Raw genomic sequence first — 18,012 nt, 5'->3', positions numbered from 1 at the left:
GAAAAGTGAAATTATTTCCTGATGTTATCTGCTATATCCATCGGCAACCCCGCTACCATAAGTTGACTGCTTTAAAAATAAAACTGCCTACTCTTAGGCCGGAAGCTTTGCGTCCCTACCTTTCGATAGGTTTGCCTTGTTCGTGACACCTAAAGCATATCTCAGAAGATTATTTTGAACTTGCTCCCAACTTTTAAAGTGTGATATTGCTCCCAGTAATATCTCACAATTTTTATAGTGATATACTTCTAATGTTGTGAATTTATTACTGTTTAAGTCAAAAGTGGTACAAAAAAACCGGAGATAAAAATCTCCGGTTTGTCATACATTTGTCATCAAGTTATGCATATTAGCTGTTCAGGTTACGCACTGATTTGCGAACGACCAGTTCTGGTATCATTTCAAAAACCTGATGCTCGTGTTCTTTGTTCTTCACGCGATCCATCAGAATCTCAACCGCACTCTTACCCAAACGGCGTTTAGGCTGGTGGATAGTGGTCAGTGGCGGTGAAAAATACGGTGCCAAGTCGATGTTATCGTAGCCAATGATCGACATATCGTCAGGTACACGGATACCGGCTTGCTCAAATGTACTGATCATGCCCATCGCCATGATGTCATTGAAGCAGAAAATCGCGGTTGGACGCTTTTCCATTGCCATAAATGTGTTGGCCGCTTTTACCGCAGATTCACATTCAAAGTCACCTTCCAGAATCCAGTCTTCATTGATGTCTAGTCCGGCTTCTGTCATTGCCTTGCGGAAACCTTTCAGGCGTTCGCGACAGGCCGCTTTTTCTGCGTGGCCAGTCAGACAGCCAATTTCCTTGTGGCCGTGCTCAATAAAGAATTTGGTTGCCACGTAGCCGCCAAGTTCAGCATTGTCCTGAATTTTATCGGTGTGCGGGCTTTCCGGACCCCAGTCCATGATCACCATCGGCAGATCTTTCTGGCGCTCCAGCAGTTCCAATAGTTGCTCGTCAAGATCCGAACACATCACCAGCAGGCCATCTACACGTTTTTCGGCCAGCATACGCAGGTAATCTCTTTGCTTTTCCAGGTTACCTTCGGTGTTACACAGAATCAGCGTATAGCCTTCACCGTAGCAATATTCTTCAACGCCGTGGACAACTTCAGCGAAAAACGGGTTGGTCGATTTGGTTACCAGCATGCCGATGGTACGGGTTGTATTGCACTTCAGGCTTCGTGCTACGGCACTTGGTGCGTAGTTCAGCTCTTCAACCGCCGCGAGAACTTTCTTCTGTGTTGCTTCAGCCACGAAGCGTGTTTTGTTGATCACGTGTGAAACGGTGGTGGTTGAAACACCAGCCATACGTGCAACATCTTTAATCGTTGCCATAGTTATTCTTCTAGTGAATGGGTCCGCAGACCTTTAAATTGAATGCATTACCTAAGAGGACAGTGATGAGTTGCGATGTCAGGGATGCCATTCACTATTCTGTTAGGTGGAATTACCAGAAACGCCAAAAGGCCGCATCTCGAACGGGCGGCTTCATCTCTGATAACAAAAAATCGTACCCGCGCTAATAAAACGCGTTGCATGGATCATTTGCATTGTTTAATCGCTTGCGATCACATTTTACTGAGTGTGGCCAATAGTGCAATGTTTCTGGCCAAAGTCATGGATATTTATTGACAGTTATCAATATTTTGCTTGTAACAAGGCTCTGCGCTGCAATTTATTGTTACGGTAATAACTTGATTTGAAACAAATTTAATATCCTGCAATAAATCAGTTTGCATGGAATAAAAATACCGGTTGTGCTTGCTGCGCGACAACCGGTACTAATTTCGCTCAATCAACGATGTTTCCGCTCTTATAAAACCGTGGTCTTTTCACTTGAAGCGGCGTTATCACTCTGCTTCACGAGGTTTGATTGATAGTAATAGCGGCTCTGTTTTCTGCCTTTTTTCGGTTTGCGTTTTCACCTGCCGGTAACACGACAGGGTAGCCGTCGACCGGGTGGTGGCTGATGCATACCGGCCAGCCATATACGGTTTCAATGAGCGATTCGCTTAACGCATGCTGCGGGCTACCATCTGCCTGGATTTTGCCGTTGTTCATGATAACTAACCGGTCAGCGTACTGAGCAGCAAGGTTCAGATCATGGATGACGACGATGACCGCCGCGCCGGCCCGAGCCATGTCTCTGGCGACGCGTAACGTGTTGTGCTGATGCGCCAGATCTAACGCTGAGGTCGGTTCATCAAGCATCAGAACGCACTGTTCGCCCGCCTGACTTAATTGTGTCAGCACGCGGGCAAAATGAACCCGCTGTTTTTCTCCGCCGGATAAGGTCGGGTACAGACGTGAAGACAGGGCAGTCACGTCTACCTGCGCCATTTTTTCACTGGCAATTTTTCGGGTACGGGCCTGCGAGATATTGAGAGGCAAAGCCCCCAGAGCCACCACTTCTTCAGCCGTGAAGGCAAATGTCAGACTGCTGTGCTGCGGCAGGATGCCGAGATGCTGAGCCAGCTGATGGGGTGGCCAGTTTTGTCGGTTGCGGCCGAAATAGCAGATTTCCCCTGACACGCTCCGTTCACCACACAGAACTTTCAGCAGGGTACTTTTCCCTGCGCCGTTGGGGCCTAACAGTGCAGTCAGCTCGCCTGAGCGAAGGTCGATCGAGAAGTCGTCCAGAATCACTTTGTCGCCCAGACTGAGGTTCAAACCCGTGGCGCTGACTGCTACGGGCTCTGTTACCATAATTGACTCTGTTACCACAATTGGCTTTGTTACCAAAGACGAGCAGTTGGCCGAATTTGCTGGCTGGCGTGCAAAGGACGAAGCGTTCACGGTTGTTGGGTTGTCACTCATGACAGTTTGCCCTTTTGCTTAACTAACAGTGTGATGAAAAATGGCGCGCCAATTAACGCGGTGATGATGCCAACAGGAAGCTCTGACGGTGCCGCGACAACGCGCGCCAGCATGTCAGCAATCAGGAGCAGTAAAGCGCCAAGCAAAGCGGACAGCGGAAGCAGGGTTTTGTGGTTCGGCCCGATCAGCATTCGACAAATATGGGGAACAATCAGGCCAACAAAACCGATCACCCCGGTCAGGGAAACGGCCACTCCGACGCCAGCGGCACAAAGCAGAATCAGGCTGCGTTTCAGGTGCTGGACGTTAACACCCAGGTGACGAGCTTCTGCTTCTCCCAGCAAAAAGGCATTCAGGGCGTTGGCATGGCGATCAAAAAGAACAATCAGCAGCGCCAGCGTCATATAGGCCAGAGCGATGCCGGGCCAGGTTGCGCCAGCCAGTGAGCCTAATGTCCACAATGACAGATCTCGCAGTGCCTGATCATCGGCATAGTAGTTCATCAGGCCCAGTGCTGCGCCGGACAGCGCGCCAATAGCAACCCCTGCCAGTAACATGACGGTAACGGATGTGCCATTTTTATCGGTTCCCAAGGTGTATACCAGGTACGTTGTGGCAGTGCCGCCCAGAAAAGCGAGCACGGGCACTGTGCCCAGTGTGAGCAGGTAGGGGGAAAGGGCGGCAAGCGGGGCAAAAAGCACGATTCCGACTGCGGCCCCCAGGCTTGCTCCGCCGGATACCCCAATGATGCCCGGGTCAGCCAGCGGGTTGCGGAACAACCCCTGCATCACAGCGCCACACAGCGCCAGAATGGCACCAACGGCAATACCCAGCAGGGTTCGGGGCAGACGAATTTGCTGAATGACCATACTGATATGAGTCGGCAGCTCGGTCTGCCACGGCAGAAGCGCATGGAGGCTGTCCTTGACGCTGATTGCCATCGGGCCGACCGTCATTGAGACGATCAGCGTCATTGTCAGCAAAGCCAGACCAGCCGGAAAGACCACGCGGGTTGGGAGTCGTTGTAACTGCATGTTGTGTACTACTCGGGAAAATGACTCAGGGTAGGTTGAGGGTGACTCATAATGACTGAGGATAAAATTCGCGGTTGAGGCGTTCTGCTTCATTCAGGCTTTGTATCCCGAGTCCGCCAATCAATGCTGTACCATCAATGGTCACAACGGCTTGATTCTGTCCTGCCGGCGTGGCTGCCAGCATAGGCATTTTTTGCAGCAAGGCTTCCACACTGCCAAGCTGGCTGAAGGTACGTTCGCTGATCAGAATAATGTCCGGCTGCATCTCGACAATCGATTCCTGTGAAATAGGTTTATATGACTCAATGCTGTCGGCTGCCGGGTTAATGGCGCCAGCCAGTTGGATGACACTGTCTGCTGGGGTATGGCGACCGGCGACATTGGTTGGTCGTCCCTCGTGAATCATCAGAAATACAACTTTTTTCGGCGTTTCTGTCTTGGCCTGGTTGGCTTTAATGGCTGCTACCTTGTCTTTTACCTCTTTTTGCAGGGCTTGTGCGGTAGATTTGTGCTGAGTAAGGCGACCCACCTGCTCAATACGCACAAGCAGATCTTCGACGGTTTCACCTGAGTTGAGAACATCTACTGCCACACCGGCTTGACGCAGCAGGGTCAGCGTGGTTTGCGGTCCCATTTCACTTGAACCCAGAATACGGGTCGGGTTGAGAGAAAGCAGGCTCTCCGCCGCGAGCTGACGGTGATAACCGAGCACGGGAATGGCGGTATTGTTTACGTCTTGGTTTTTGACATATTGGTTATTGACATATTGGCTTTTGTCGTTTTGCTCTATGGCATCCGAGTTTTCAAGAGCTTGTCTGGCAACGATGAACTTACTGGTTTGATCTACGCCAACCAACTGGTTCTGCGCGCCCAATGCGTAGACCAGTTCAGTAATGGCAGAGCCGGCACTGATAATACGTTCAGCGGCAAAGCTTGTGGCCGTCGTCATGAGTAATGCGCTGGCGATGACTAGATGTTTCATAATTCTTCCTCTTCCATTACTTCGTCTGATATTACTTTTCTTCTTCCATCAATAGCTGCGTGGCTTTGATGTTGTTTTGCTGTAAAAAGGCTAGCAGTTTGAGCATGTTTTCGACCGATCCTGTTTTATCGGCTCCTATGACTACTGGCTTTTCCGGTTCGGCTTTGACAGCCTCAACCAGCTTAGTTTTAAAGGTTTCCCAGTCCTCCACAGCTGCTCCCTGCAAGGCCCAGTAAGGTGACTGAGACATCAGGTTGATCGTGATCGGATCGGCCTGTGTGGTTTGCAGTGTCCGGGTGTCGGTTTGCGGTAAATCGACGTCCAGTGATTGCAATTTCACACTGGCCGTCAGCAGCAGAAAGACCATGACGATAAAAATAATGTCGAGCAGCGGGGTAAGATCAGGCTTCAGATCGTCGTCCGTATTAATGCCTTGATGAGTACGGATCATGACTGTTCCGCCGGAGTGGCCGTACGTTGGCGGGTTGCACCCTCAAGGGTGAGCCCTTCAAGCCATAAGTTGCAATGGTTCAGGCTGTGTTCGAGCTTGGCGGTGATTTTATCTGCCCAAAGGCCCAGTAGTTGCGACCCGGTAATGGCCGGTAGCGCAATCAGAAGACCGGCGGCGGTGGTACGCATCGCAAGCCCCAGTCCATCAGCCAGATCGCCTGGCGTGACAGAGCCGGTACTGGCCGCAATACCTTTAAACATTTCAATCAGGCCAAGAACGGTGCCTAATAAACCAATCAGTGGACTGATGACACCAATTAACCCCAGCAGGCGAAGGCCGGCACGCAACTGGCTGCGTTGTTGTTGCAACCAGATACCTGCTGCGTCTTCACGTAGCGGCTTATCAAAATGGCGATGGGCAATCAGCATTGAGACCCCCCGACACAACAGAGGGCGCTGCTGTTTAAGGGAATGAGCCAGGTTATTCAGCCCGGCTTCGTCGGCACGATCTTGTGCACTGAGCAGGGCATTGATTTTCCCTCGGCCGACACCGGTGCAGCGCAGAACCTGAATACTGCGCTCGACCAGAATCATGACGGTCAGTGCTGAACACAGCAGCAGAGGGCCAGTCATAATGCCGAACTGGTTTTGAAGACTTTGAAACGTGTCCATGAATTAATCCAACTTGAATCGAACAGGAATATGAACCCGATGGGCAATGGCGTGCCCATCGACAATGTGTGAGGAAAAACGCCAGCGTTTAATCGCGTCCAGCGCGGCCTCATCCAGTACCTGCGCACCGGAGGACTGCACTAACATTTGCTTGACCTGTTTGCCTTTCTCATCAATCCAGACTTCAACCGTGACCTGACCTTCCAGTCCACGTCGACGTGCGATACGCGGATAGCTGACCGGCGAAGGTTTGGTGGCAAAGGTTGGCTGGTTGACGAGGGCAGGGCTATTGACCCCGGCTGCGCTCGCTGAGGGTGACGCCTTGGTTTCCGTTATATGGGTATCCTGCGAATTGGTGGCAGCCGTATTTGGCGCGGCTTCTGACTGGCGTATGTCTGGCTGTGGCGCTGTCACCTTGCGTGAGGTTTTAAACTCGGGTTGTGTTTTTGGTTCAGTTTTTGGCTTCGCTTTTGGTTCAGGGTGATGCACTGGTTTGCTGGTTGGTTTCGCTTCAGATTGCGTTTTTTTGACCAGCTTTTTAATGTCAGTTTTCTGCTCAACAGGCTGAGTCACGCTGGACTTTTGGGTGACCGGCGGCGGTGTTGGCGCTGAAGCGGATGGGGTTGGTGCTGACATCAAATTCAGCGAAACACTGGTCGATTCTGTCCCAATGGGCATCGCCATCACTTGTGTATTTGGCACGGTATATAAAAGCATTCCGTGGAACGCGACAGAAATTGCACCAGCGATGACATATCGTTTTGTGTTCACAGAATCACCCAAAGCTAAATGTTACTTTATCTTATTGCTTTAACAGGAAAAGGTTTTCAATCGGGGAGTTGTTTGAACAACTCTATTCGATAACGGTTCTCATTATCCATGGAATGGTAATAATATCAATTATCATTTGCAATATTGTTTGCGGATAATTATAGTGCACGCAAATAAGATATGTTCTCATTAATGCACGCAGACAGGACGTCTCCGTTGGTGAGATAAAAAGATTACATGGGAAGTGGCCGGTTAAGACAGGCCGTGTAAACGACGAGCTAGCTGTGGGTATTAATCTTGCTCTTGTCAACGCTTCCCGGAGAAAGTCGTCACTATTCGCTCAACAAGGCGCAGCACTGGTAATGCTGAAACAGTTTCTTTTCTGACAGCTGGTATTGCGGTGCTCAAGGTCGTCTGGCTCGTCAGACAATGCCCGTTGAGGAGAAGCCATTTTGGCTTAAGTGTCTATGTACAAAGAAAAAGTGTACAAAGAAGAAATGTACAAAAAAGAAATGCATACAAAAGAGATGCATCAGAAAGAAGTACATAAAGTATCAAAGGTTAACGTTTCCCAGTGTACAGCGGCCGAGCATAATACATCACAGGATGGGTTGCCCCAGCAACAGGGCATTGCATTCGAAGATCATGCGCCTGGCTTTGAGCTGAAGGTGACAGCGTTGCCTGAATCGGTAACAGGTCGGCATACGCCTGACCCGCTGCGGTTTGCGTTTGACACTAAAGCTTCGGCGCATGCGGGTGGCAGCCAGCAGCCTATATCGCCTGACCTTTTTCAGTCTCAGTTTGAGAATGTGTTGCTGGCGGCAGAAAAGCCCGCGAATCGTTGTTTGTACGTGCATATCCCATTTTGTCGGGTACGTTGCACCTATTGTAATTTTTTCCAGCATGCGGCGAGTGCATCGCTCATTGAAGAGTATTTCGATGCGTTGGTGCTGGAACTGAAAATGAAAGCTGCCCAGCCGTGGACACAGGCCGCACCGTTTCAGGCTGTGTATGTGGGAGGAGGGACACCCACGGATCTGACCGCAAGGCATATTGCCCGGTTGGGGCAGTTAATCCGACAGTATTTTCCACTGACGAATGACTGTGAAATCACCCTGGAAGGGCGAATTAATAGATTTGATGATGTTTTGTTTGATGCCGCGCTGGAAGGGGGCTTTAACCGCTTTTCATTCGGGGTACAAAGCTTTAATACGCAAGTGCGACGTAAGGCCAAACGGCTGGACGATCGCGAGGTGGTGCTGGCGCGAATACAGTCGCTTAGTGCAAGAAATGATGCCCCTATTGTGATTGATCTGCTGTACGGTCTGCCATATCAGACAATGAATGTGTGGGCGCAGGATCTGACGGATTTTCTGGATTGTGGTGCTCATGGTGTTGATTTGTATCAGCTGATCCCTATGGGTAGCACGCCCATGATGGATCTGGTGGCTAACCAGCGTTTGCCGCCTCCTGCGGATACCGCGAGCAAAGCCGGGATGTTTGAACTCGGCGTACAGATGATGGACAAACACCACCTGCACCGTTTGAGTGTTAATCATTGGGCGCGGGATAACCGGGAACGCAGCCTGTATAACAGCCTGGCGAAAACGTCGGCTGAAGTGCTTCCGCTTGGCGCCGGTGCCGGTGGTCACGTAGGTGGGATCAGCCTGATGCAATGCCGTCAGTTACCGTCATATTTCGATGCGGTCAGGCAGGGTCAACACCCGGTTGCTATGATGATGACAATGTCGCCCAATGCGGCAGTGCATGCCGCCATTAAAGCCGGTTTTGATCGTGGTGCTTTGTCAGCAAAAGCGCTGGATCGCGCTGCGGGATGGGACGTTTTCCGCTGGTGTCACCCGCTGTTTGAGGTGTGGCAGCGCAACGGGCTGGTTAACGTGCAAGATAGTTACCTCACGCTGACCCTGGCGGGAGCGTTCTGGTCTGTCACGTTGGCGCAGGGGCTGATTCAGGTGATGGAGCAGGCCTTGACTGGCAACGAACGTCTGACCGCATAATCACTCAGAAACCGCCTCTTTCTGATGAAGAAATTGTGAAAAACTGAAATCAATCTGTTCCGGTCGTCGGCAGCCGTCGTCATGGAGCCAGTATCTGGAGAAATATTGTGTTTGAGAAAATCTCACTAGCCTCACTGAAAGCCAACGTTGCTGAGATGTTGGCCGAAGACCCGAAGTTACATGCTGTTTCTATGGCTGAGATGCTGGACGTGACTGAAGGAGAGATCATCATGGCGATGCCTGAAGAGCTGGTGGTCAGCTTGCCGGGTGAGCACGCCAAAGCAATTCTGGAAGATTTGTCCGGCTGGGGGCCAGTGACGACGATCGTGCATTCAATGGGCTCCATCTTTGAAGTCAAAGCGCCGTTTCCAAAAGGAAAGGAAGCACGCGGCTACTACAATTTAATGGGGAAACCGGGTGAATTGCATGGCCACCTGCGTCTGGACCGTATTTCGGATATCGCCTTGGTCAGTAAACCGTTCATGGGGCAGGAAAGCTACTTTATCGGCTTCTTTACGACTGGCGGTGAATGTGTCTTCAAGGTGTATCTTGGTCGCGACAAGCAGCGACAATTGTTCCCAGAACAAATTGAAAAATTCCAACAATTAAAATTCGCGTTCCACGGAGAAAAGTCAGAATGAGTGAAGTAAAGCAAGAGCGCCTGCAAAATCGCCTTGGCCCGGAAATTAAAGAATTTCGTGAAGCCTGCCAGACCTTGCAACTGGCAACCGTCGATGCTGCCGGTAAACCCAATGTCAGCTATGCACCGTTTGCTATGCTGGATGACGGTTATTATGTATTGATCAGCCAGATTGCCAAGCACGCCCGAAACCTGCTGGAAAACCCGCAGGTTTCGCTGATGATGATTGAAGATGAAAGCCTGTCAAAGACGCTTTATGCGCGTAAACGACTGACGTTTGAAGCTGATGTGACGGTGGTGGAACGTACAACTGACAAGTGGCAGGACGCGATTGCGGCGTTGAAGGCACGTTTCGGTGATATCGTTGACGGGCTGAGCGGACTGGAAGACTTTACCTTGTTCCGTTTGTCACCTACGCAGGGACTGTTTGTTAAAGGCTTTGGTCAGGCGTTCCAGGTATCTGGTGATGATCTGGTGGACTTTGTCCATCTGCAGGAAGGACACAAGCGGATCAAAGACGGCAGTGAAGTGACGGAAGCGTCTGAAGAACTGTAATAGCATCAACGGGTTGATTCCGTATTGAACCATTCACAGCCCGGTGTAACTGCCGGGCTGTGTGCGTTTAGGGGATTTTAACGGACTCTGCCGGATTCCGATGATCATGATCATCCTCTGTCCTGTCTTGGCTTGCTGAGTTCTGAAACCGTGTGATAATTAACCCTATTCTTCCCTTTTTTCAGGTTTGATTATGGTGAATGAAAATCAGGATATGAAAGGCTTGCGGTTTGCCTATATCGCCAGCTTGTTGACCCCACTGACACTGATGATTTCCGGGATTGTCGCGGTGATTTACGCCGGGTATAAGCTCAACAAAGGGACGGATGAATTCAGTTACAGCCATTATTACACTCTCATCCGTACGTTTTTTCTCTTCTTTACGTTTTTCGTGGTACTAAGCGTAACTGCTGCGACAATGAGCGGCATGGTCGCAGGGGCAACGTACTGGGTGCACAGCAGCTGGCTGGATGTCTTGCTTAAAGCCATTCCAGTGGTTGGCTTAGCGATTGCCGGGCTGGCGATTGTGAAGTGGTTTGCTCAGCACCTCAAAGGCATCCGCTTATTGAATGAGCACAAGGCGATTGAGCTGTGATATTCGCCCTGGCGGGTGATGAGTCTCTGGTCTCCATCGTTCCTTGTTGTAGAACGTCACTTCTAATAAGCCGGTTTTACCAACCGGCTTTTTTCATCTACTTATCGGCTCCGCTTATTCTGTCATAGATGCATGCGCTGCCATCATTGTCGCTGTCGCTGTTGCTGTAGTGGCACGACGCAATTACCGCTCCTATTTGTCACTTCAGGTCGATTCTATTCTTGGGTCGTTTCTATACTTTGTAGAGAACTGGAACCGGAATCAGCATTGTTAATCCGATTGCTTTGTACCGGCAAAGTCGCGGCAACGGGCGGATTTAGCGTTGGCGGTATAGATGAAGGAGAGGGGAGACAGATGGGAAAAGTAACAGCGCATGGCAAAGTGGCTTCGGCATCACAATCGCAATCTGCACGCGGACATGAAGGGAGCCACCAGAAAACGAATATGCATGATGGAATTGCATTGTGGTATGACTGCTGTGTTTGTGAGGCGGAGCCTTACTGGGCAGACATGGCGGAAGAAATGGGGATTGATTTAAGTCCGTATGCGGATGACGAGCTTTGACGCATCAGGGGCGGAGCACTCGAAGCTAAACTACCAGAAGCCAGACTGCCACAAGCCAGAATGCCACAAGCAACACATCAGCAGAGGAAGCGCAATCTACAGGAGAAAATGCATTGCCGCGGCGTGGAATACAGGGAGCCACGGCAATGCCAGGGGGATGGGGTTACTGAAGAGACTCAATCAATTGGTTGAGTTCTGAAACCAGCTCTTCGGTTTTCGGGTTGTGGTTTTTCATCGCTGTAAGGGTATTGTTTTGCAGTTCGTTTTGCAGTGCCATCAGCGATTCATCTTCAAGCAGTGTCTGGCGTTGTTTGGCCAGCGTTTGCTTTGCTTTCGCAAATTCATGCAGCAGGTCGCTACGCTCTTGTTCAGACAAACCTTCGTCACGGATCTTTACCTGCAACTCTTGGGCCTGAGCAATAAATTCTTCAGGGTTATAGCCGATTTCCTGTGCTTTCTCTTTGTAAGCACTTTCGAACGCTTTGGCTTGTTCAACCAGTTCCGGGTTTGCTTTCAGTGCTTGCTGACGAATGCTGGTCAAATCACGCTGAATCGCATTGATTCGCTGTGTGGTCGCTTTCGTGGCCGCGGCTTGACTGGCAACGTTATCGGTCGTTTCGCTTGCCTGTACTGGCTGAGTCAGCGTAAACAACGCGGCCAGCATCACAGGTAGTGACAGCTTCATGGCTTTGCGGGTAAGTGCTGGGAATGTGGCAGTACGCGTTAAGCTGTTTTGCATAGAATAACCTTTGCTAGTTGTGACTTTCTCGTTCAGGGCTAAACCCAGAATGAAACGTCGATTTCCGGTTGAAATCAATGTATCGAAGCTTGTTTATCGATATGTCAGTATTGTGTCATGAATACTGCACGAAAACTGAACAGCATAACAGAAAAAAGCCGGCAATCCTTCTGCCGGCAACGTCACGATAGTGATGGAAAACCGCTGGCTGCTACGACCAGCGGGGATATTATTCTTCGCCTTTCAGGAAGTTGGTATCCAGTCGGCAGAAGGCCAGCAGCAGGCTGGCTGCGGCCGCATAGAACCCAAACGGGTCTCGCGCTTTGGCGGCACTGGTAAACGCCGGCAGCCAGTTCAGCAGCATGTTTTCCAGAAAGTGAAGTTGCGCCTGCATCTGCGGTTCGGCATCAGCTTCTGTCTTTTGCTGATTGGCCATGATAATCAGGTTGCCCAGAAAATCCAACTCGATCGCCAGGTGATCGGCCGGTTCGTTAAAATCCTTACGTTGGGCAATTCCGTATTCATCCAGCAACTGATTCATATCCTGCGCCGGTTTGTCATTCATCAGTCCGCTTTCGCCGACGTACATGGATGCATATGGCAAAGCACCGGATTTGGGGGTGCTTAGGAACAGACCGCAAAAATCGGCAGCCAGTTCTAATTGAGCGTCTGCGCGTTGTCCCAGACGATGGATAGCATCACGAAATGCGTCAACCGGTTGCTTCAGTTCTTCGGTCATGCCAAGGCCGGACAGGTAGGTCAGCATTTCGCCGTCCTGGTATTGGGCAATGTCTTCTGCCGTCAGCTCACGGGCAAACAGGGAAGACATCCACCAGTAAAACTCGGCTCGTTGTTCGTTGAAAGCAATGAGTTCTTTCATGATCACTCCAAATCAGGCTGTCGGCGTCTTAATATGCGCCGTTTGAAAAGCATATTCAGATAGCTAAGGTGCTGACCTTAGTATATGTGAATAGGCTCTTGTCGATACGGGTCGGTGTACCTGAGATACCCGGCTCAGCGAAGAGAAATCAGCCAGGGGGAAACCCCTGGCTGTCTGAGGTACAGATTATTAGCGTAGTTCCGGGTTTATATTAAATATCCATCGCCGGGAACAACGGGTTGATCTCAGTTACTTCTGTCGGGCCGTTGAAGCCGGTAACAGCCGGCACCGGGCCAGTGTATTTCTCTATCTGAACCAGTGCCGATGCGGCCGATGTTGCCTGTGCCAGTTTGGAAGAGCCAACATCCTGAGTCAGTACGTTTGGATCGCCGTACGTACACAGCGTACCTGGTTTACCGCCTTCCAGCGGGCTGTACCATGCACCTTCGTGAATACGACACACGCCAGGCATGTAGTCGTCAGTCACGACAGCACCCGCCAGCACCTGTCCACGGTCGTTGAATACGCGCACAATGTCACCAGACTTAATGCCGCGTGCTTTGGCATCTTCTGTGTTGATGTAGATCGGTTCACGATCGGCCACAGAGTAGGTCGCACGGTGCTCAGTTGACGAACACAGCTGCGAGTGCAGACGGTGTTTCGGGTGCGTACTCTGCAAATTGATCGGGAACTTGTCAGAGCGTGGACCGCCATGGCTGCGCTCATTTTTCTCGAACCACATCGGGTGACCCTGACAGTCGTCGTAGCCCATGTCGGCAATGGTCTTACAGTAGATTTCAATCAGGCCGGAAGCCGTACCCAGTGGTTCCAGATCCGGTTCTTTACGGAATGACTCGTGACGTACCCATTCCTGACCCGCAGGAAATTCGATAAAGCCTTCACCTTCCCAGAATTTCTTGAAGTTAGGCATACGAACACCCAGACCACGACCTTGCAGGCGAGCGCCGTTATAGATCTGCTCAATCCATTCCATTTGTGTTTTGCCTTCAGTAAAGGCTTCTTCACGGTCGAATCGGCGGCACAGATCTTTGAAAATGTCGAAGTCATCTTTGGCTTCGTACATAGGTTCAACCACTTTCGGCAGGGCGATGATACCGGCGTTGGAGTGGTTACCGTATTGCTCAATGTCATTGCGCTCGTGCGTGGTTGTTGCCGGCAGGACGATATCCGCGAAACGGCAGGTCGCTGTCCACTGGTGATCAATTGAAATCACGGTTTCCAGCTTACGCCACGCTTTGATCATCTTGTTACGATCCTGGTGGTGATGGAACGGGTTGTTACCACAGAATACCGCCATCTTCATTTCAGGGAAGGTCACATCATGGCCGTTCCACTTGATGGTTTTACCCGGGTTTTCAATACAGTCGACAAAGCGGGCCACAGGAATGTAGGTCGAGTAGCCTTTGTAAGAGCCGTTGTGAATCGGGTCAACACCCGTTACACCGCTGAAGCCTGACATCAGTGGGCCATTTGAGGTAATGGAACCGGCGTCGTTGTAGTGCCAGCCGAAACCGAAACCACCGCCCGGCAGACCGATTTGTCCCAGCATGGCGGCCACCACAACCAGCATCCACGCGTACTGCTCGCCGTGCTGCATGCGTTGCAGACACCAACCACCGATGATCTGGGTACGGCCTGACGCCATCTGACGCGCAATTTCACGGATCTTGTCAGCTTTAACGCCACAGATCTTTTCCGCCCATTCCGGTGTTTTCGCTACGCCGTCTTTCTCGCCCAGCAGGTAAGGCAGGAACTTATCAAAACCTGTGGTGTAGTCAGCAATAAACTCTTTGTTGTACAGATTTTCGCTGTACAGGGTATGAGCGATCGCCAGCATCAGTGGCACGTCAGTTTGCGGGTTCACACGTACCTGCTCGCCACCGACAAATTTCTGGGTATCGGAAACCACAGGGTCAACGTAGATCACTTTGATCTCGTTATTTTTCACTTTCTCAGCCAGTTGCTCGTAGTACGCGTACGGGCTGTGGTCAGGCACCAGCCAGCCAACCTGCAGGTTCTTGATTGGGTCAGAACCCCAGATCACGATGGTGTCAGAATGCTCAAGCACCAGCGGCCATGAGGTTTGTTGCTCGTACACTTCCATCGCACCAGCAACATACGGCAGTACAACCTGTGCAGCACCGGTTGAGTAGTCTCCGGCTTTTGACAGGAAAGTACCGTGCAGACTGATAGCACGCATCATCATGGTACTTGCAGAGTGCAGTTTACCCACAGACTGCCAGCCAGTGTGACCGGCATACAGGGCACTTGGGCCGTACGTGGTCTGAATGCGCTCCAGTTCATGATAGAAGAAGTCCAGCGCCTGCGACCAAGGCACACGCACAAAGCGGTTATCACCACGCTGGCTGGTGTCAGACTTAAAGCCGTGCTTCAGCCAGTCAAGACGAACCATCGGGTACTTCACTCGAGCCGGGTTGTATACCACTTCACGTACACCGTTGATCATCGTGGTCGGGTGTTTGTCTTTCTCAAACGGAACGGTATCTACCCATACGCCATTCACGACTTTGGCACGGAATGCGCCCCAGTGTGAACCAGACAGTACTTCGCCGGTTAAGGTTGCTTTGGTGTCTGTGGCTGCCAGTGCGCTGCGAGGAGCCAGCAGACTGGTGCCCACAACGGATGCTGCACTGGCCGCTACCAGACCAGACAGAAAGCGACGGCGTGAAACGCCTTTATTGAGAATTTGAGTCGCCATTGAACAATCCTTAATTTTAAATTCTTTGTGGAAAAGTGGGGGGAGCTGTGCTCCCGCCACCGTTCAGGAATTAGTGCGCGCCTGCGCCGCCTGTGTCTTTGCCGTGGTTCTGCAGGTATTTCAGCAGAGTACGTTCTTCTGTCTTGCTCAGGCGGTAATATGCGCTCATTGCATTCAGGCCAGAGATCCAGCCGTTCGCAGTGAAGTGCGCTGGGTCTGGTGCCGCGTGGCAGGCGTTACAGGTTGAGCCGTACATGGTCTTTGCGTAGTTCCAGATTGGCTGGATATCGTCAATCATGTCTTCCGCAGTAATCCAGGCTTCGACAGAAACGTGCTGCCATACGATGTCTGTTGCGCTGTCGGTTTTCTCTTCAATCAGTTTCTCAGTCGCTTTCACATCACCGCGAATGGTCGCTTTAAAGACACGTTTACCCAGGTATTCGGTCATCACACGGCCTTTACCTGCTTTTTCCAGCCAACCGTCGATTTGTACTTTCAGCATGTTGTCTTTGCGTTCCAGCACTTTGACCTGAGAAGCCGGCAGCAGTTTACCGTCAGCTTTGCTGTTAGGGTCAGCCACGGCATACAGGTCTTTTTCACCCAGCGAGTACAGGACTTCGGCATTGGCACCCTGGCTGTTTGCTGTTGCCTGCAGCGCCTGGAAGTCTTTCTGGAAGCCACCTGCCATGTTTGGTAGTTCGTGCGCAATACCCTTGTGGCACTCGATACAGTTCAGATCTTCGGCCGCCGCTTTCTTCATTTCGAAAGCTGCTTTCGCTGATTGCTTGCTGTGATCCATGTTGTCGTAGGAGTGACAGCTCTTACAGGTTTTCGAGTTCTGGCTGCTCATGCGTTCCCAGACTTTCTGAGCCATCTCCAAACGGTGATCTTCAAATTTTTCCGGTGTATCGATTTTGCCGGTAATAAAGTGGTGATACAGATCTTTTGCCGCCTCCAGTTTACGGAATACTTTGCCCGGAAAATCTTTAGGCTGGTGGCAGTCAGTACAAATAGCCTGCACACCGGAAGCATTTTTGAAGTGAACGGTTTGTTTATATTCTTCGTAGTTCTGTTCCATGGTGTGGCAAGACGTACAGAATTCAATTGAGGATGTCAGTTCAAATCCTTTATGAACTACAAAGGTGCCCGCCAATGTAATACCAATGCCCACTAAAACCAGCGCAATAATAGGATACTTGCTGCTTGGCTTTATTAACTTTTGCCAAAGTTTTTTCATAGTATGATTCCGTGTATGGATGAATTGCCTGCCGTAAACAACGGTGACGTTTAAATTTTTATGGGGTAATCTTAATTCCACGATGTGAATAAGGTTAACGGTGGCGATTAACAGAAATGTCTGTGTTGTGACAAATTGTGAATAGCCGCCTTTTGTACTACCGTTAAAAAGAACAGTTAAATAGACATAAAGAGAATGAAATGAGTCATCACGTACTTGTAGTTGAGGATGAGATTGTTACCCGTACCAAGTTGGTCGGTTATTTTGAAAATGAAGGGTATAAAGTCAGCCAGGCGGAAAGCGGCATGCAAATGCGCGAGATTATGGCTCAGGAAAAGATTGACCTGGTGATGCTGGATATTAATCTGCCAGGTGAAGACGGTCTGATGCTAACCCGTGAACTGCGTAGCCGTTCGGAAGTCGGCATCATTCTCGTCACAGGTCGTACAGACAGTATTGATCGTATTGTCGGGCTGGAAATGGGGGCCGATGATTACGTTACTAAACCGTTTGAGTTGAGGGAGTTACTGGTACGTGTGAAAAACCTGCTGTGGCGTATCTCGCTGGTGGAAAAGGCCCGTTGCGAGACAGTGACTGAAATGCAGGAAGACAGCATCATCCGATTTGGCGACTGGGTATTTGATATCAACAAACGTGCGCTGACCCACAATGGTGTGCCGGTGAAACTGACAAAGGCTGAATACGAACTGTTGGTCGCGTTTTCGTCCCATCCCAATGTGGTACTGAGCCGCGAGCGCATTCTGAATATGCTCAGCCATCGGGTAGAAGCACCGAACGATCGCACCATCGATGTTCTGATTCGTCGTATGCGTTCTAAAATGGAAACTGACCCTAAAAATCCCCAGATCTTTGTGACCGTTCATGGTGAAGGTTACATGTTTGCGGGTGACTAATATCCCATACAATTTCAATTCTGTTTTGTCATAACTTGTCATATTTAGGTCGACTCACAAGGTGTGTCGACCTTTTCCATAGCGATAAATCCGACCTTTCATTGATATTGATCAATTTTTATTACTGGATATTAATATGCCTGGAATATCAATTTTGACCATTAATTTATCATTAACTTTAAATATGTATTTTTTAATGGTTATTGTTTTTATCCATGGTTTATCCCGGTAACAAAAATGGGCCTAAATCTTTTCTTAAATGTAAATGAAAAATTGGCGGTTATACATTTTATAAATTCAAAGTAACCGGAATATTTAAATTTTTTGCTGAAGACAAATTTTTCATAACGGATAATCGCAGAGTGGCTGATTAAATAATAGC

The 18,012-nt window shown here is 50.1% G+C and carries 17 protein-coding genes and 1 riboswitch; of the genes, 6 read left to right on the top strand and 11 right to left on the bottom strand.

Annotated elements, in window-relative coordinates:
* Window positions 1-39: 39 nt before the first annotated feature.
* A riboswitch (cyclic di-GMP riboswitch) is annotated at window positions 40-146 on the bottom strand.
* Window positions 147-349: 203 nt separating this feature from the next.
* The 7 genes from purR to C9I92_RS01640 form a co-directional block, all read right to left on the bottom strand.
* Window positions 350-1,357: an HTH-type transcriptional repressor PurR gene (gene purR, locus C9I92_RS01670; protein WP_047885657.1), complete on the bottom strand. Its 1,008-nt coding sequence runs from the start codon at window positions 1,355-1,357 to the stop codon at window positions 350-352.
* Between the two features lie 525 nt (window positions 1,358-1,882).
* On the bottom strand, window positions 1,883-2,728 hold the full coding sequence (locus C9I92_RS01665) for a heme ABC transporter ATP-binding protein (RefSeq protein ID WP_047885731.1): 846 nt from the start codon (window positions 2,726-2,728) through the stop codon (window positions 1,883-1,885).
* Window positions 2,729-2,835: 107 nt separating this feature from the next.
* Window positions 2,836-3,873 (bottom strand): FecCD family ABC transporter permease, encoded by a 1,038-nt coding sequence (locus tag C9I92_RS01660; RefSeq protein WP_047885656.1) that lies wholly within the window; start codon window positions 3,871-3,873, stop codon window positions 2,836-2,838.
* Window positions 3,874-3,919: 46 nt separating this feature from the next.
* Window positions 3,920-4,855: a heme/hemin ABC transporter substrate-binding protein gene (locus C9I92_RS01655; protein WP_047885655.1), complete on the bottom strand. Its 936-nt coding sequence runs from the start codon at window positions 4,853-4,855 to the stop codon at window positions 3,920-3,922.
* Between the two features lie 31 nt (window positions 4,856-4,886).
* On the bottom strand, window positions 4,887-5,306 hold the full coding sequence (locus C9I92_RS01650) for an ExbD/TolR family protein (RefSeq protein ID WP_047885654.1): 420 nt from the start codon (window positions 5,304-5,306) through the stop codon (window positions 4,887-4,889).
* Complete coding sequence (locus tag C9I92_RS01645; RefSeq protein WP_047885653.1) at window positions 5,303-5,977, bottom strand: MotA/TolQ/ExbB proton channel family protein; 675 nt, start codon at window positions 5,975-5,977, stop codon at window positions 5,303-5,305. The genes C9I92_RS01650 and C9I92_RS01645 overlap by 4 nt, the downstream gene beginning before the upstream one ends.
* A gap of 3 nt (window positions 5,978-5,980) precedes the next feature.
* On the bottom strand, window positions 5,981-6,748 hold the full coding sequence (locus C9I92_RS01640; protein ID WP_047885730.1) for an energy transducer TonB: 768 nt from the start codon (window positions 6,746-6,748) through the stop codon (window positions 5,981-5,983).
* Between the two features lie 467 nt (window positions 6,749-7,215).
* Here C9I92_RS01640 and hutW point away from each other — a divergent pair, with 467 nt between their 5' ends.
* The 5 genes from hutW (at window position 7,216) to C9I92_RS01615 (ending at window position 11,120) form a co-directional block, all read left to right on the top strand.
* Complete coding sequence (gene hutW, locus C9I92_RS01635) at window positions 7,216-8,766, top strand: heme anaerobic degradation radical SAM methyltransferase ChuW/HutW (RefSeq protein WP_242551817.1); 1,551 nt, start codon at window positions 7,216-7,218, stop codon at window positions 8,764-8,766.
* A gap of 107 nt (window positions 8,767-8,873) precedes the next feature.
* Window positions 8,874-9,407 (top strand): heme utilization cystosolic carrier protein HutX, encoded by a 534-nt coding sequence (gene hutX, locus C9I92_RS01630; RefSeq protein ID WP_047885652.1) that lies wholly within the window; start codon window positions 8,874-8,876, stop codon window positions 9,405-9,407.
* Window positions 9,404-9,961 (top strand): heme utilization protein HutZ, encoded by a 558-nt coding sequence (gene hutZ, locus C9I92_RS01625; RefSeq protein ID WP_047885651.1) that lies wholly within the window; start codon window positions 9,404-9,406, stop codon window positions 9,959-9,961. The genes hutX and hutZ overlap by 4 nt, the downstream gene beginning before the upstream one ends.
* A 193-nt stretch (window positions 9,962-10,154) precedes the next feature.
* Window positions 10,155-10,556: a hypothetical protein gene (locus C9I92_RS01620; protein WP_047885650.1), complete on the top strand. Its 402-nt coding sequence runs from the start codon at window positions 10,155-10,157 to the stop codon at window positions 10,554-10,556.
* A gap of 354 nt (window positions 10,557-10,910) precedes the next feature.
* A complete protein-coding gene (locus tag C9I92_RS01615) occupies window positions 10,911-11,120 on the top strand; it encodes a hypothetical protein (RefSeq protein WP_047885649.1) in 210 nt (69 codons plus the stop codon).
* Between the two features lie 163 nt (window positions 11,121-11,283).
* Here the strand turns inward: C9I92_RS01615 and C9I92_RS01610 are convergent, their stop codons facing one another.
* From C9I92_RS01610 to torC, 4 genes are all read right to left on the bottom strand, one after another.
* A complete protein-coding gene (locus C9I92_RS01610) occupies window positions 11,284-11,859 on the bottom strand; it encodes a hypothetical protein (protein WP_047885648.1) in 576 nt (191 codons plus the stop codon).
* Window positions 11,860-12,088: 229 nt separating this feature from the next.
* Complete coding sequence (gene torD / locus C9I92_RS01605) at window positions 12,089-12,739, bottom strand: molecular chaperone TorD (protein WP_047885647.1); 651 nt, start codon at window positions 12,737-12,739, stop codon at window positions 12,089-12,091.
* A 211-nt stretch (window positions 12,740-12,950) separates the two neighbouring features.
* Window positions 12,951-15,479 carry a trimethylamine-N-oxide reductase TorA gene (torA, locus tag C9I92_RS01600; protein ID WP_047885646.1) on the bottom strand — a complete coding sequence of 843 codons (2,529 nt, stop codon included), beginning with the start codon at window positions 15,477-15,479 and terminating at the stop codon, window positions 12,951-12,953.
* Between the two features lie 70 nt (window positions 15,480-15,549).
* Complete coding sequence (gene torC, locus C9I92_RS01595) at window positions 15,550-16,716, bottom strand: pentaheme c-type cytochrome TorC (protein ID WP_047885645.1); 1,167 nt, start codon at window positions 16,714-16,716, stop codon at window positions 15,550-15,552.
* Between the two features lie 200 nt (window positions 16,717-16,916).
* Between torC and torR the strand changes: the two genes are divergently transcribed.
* Window positions 16,917-17,630, top strand: a complete 714-nt coding sequence (gene torR / locus C9I92_RS01590) for a two-component system response regulator TorR (protein ID WP_047885644.1) — start codon at window positions 16,917-16,919, stop codon at window positions 17,628-17,630.
* Window positions 17,631-18,012: the final 382 nt, after the last annotated feature.

The organism is Photobacterium ganghwense (assembly GCF_003025595.1).
GTDB lineage: Bacteria > Pseudomonadota > Gammaproteobacteria > Enterobacterales > Vibrionaceae > Photobacterium > Photobacterium ganghwense.
The sequence above is the reverse complement of the archived record's forward strand: the minus strand, read 5'-3'. Positions and strand labels throughout refer to the sequence as shown.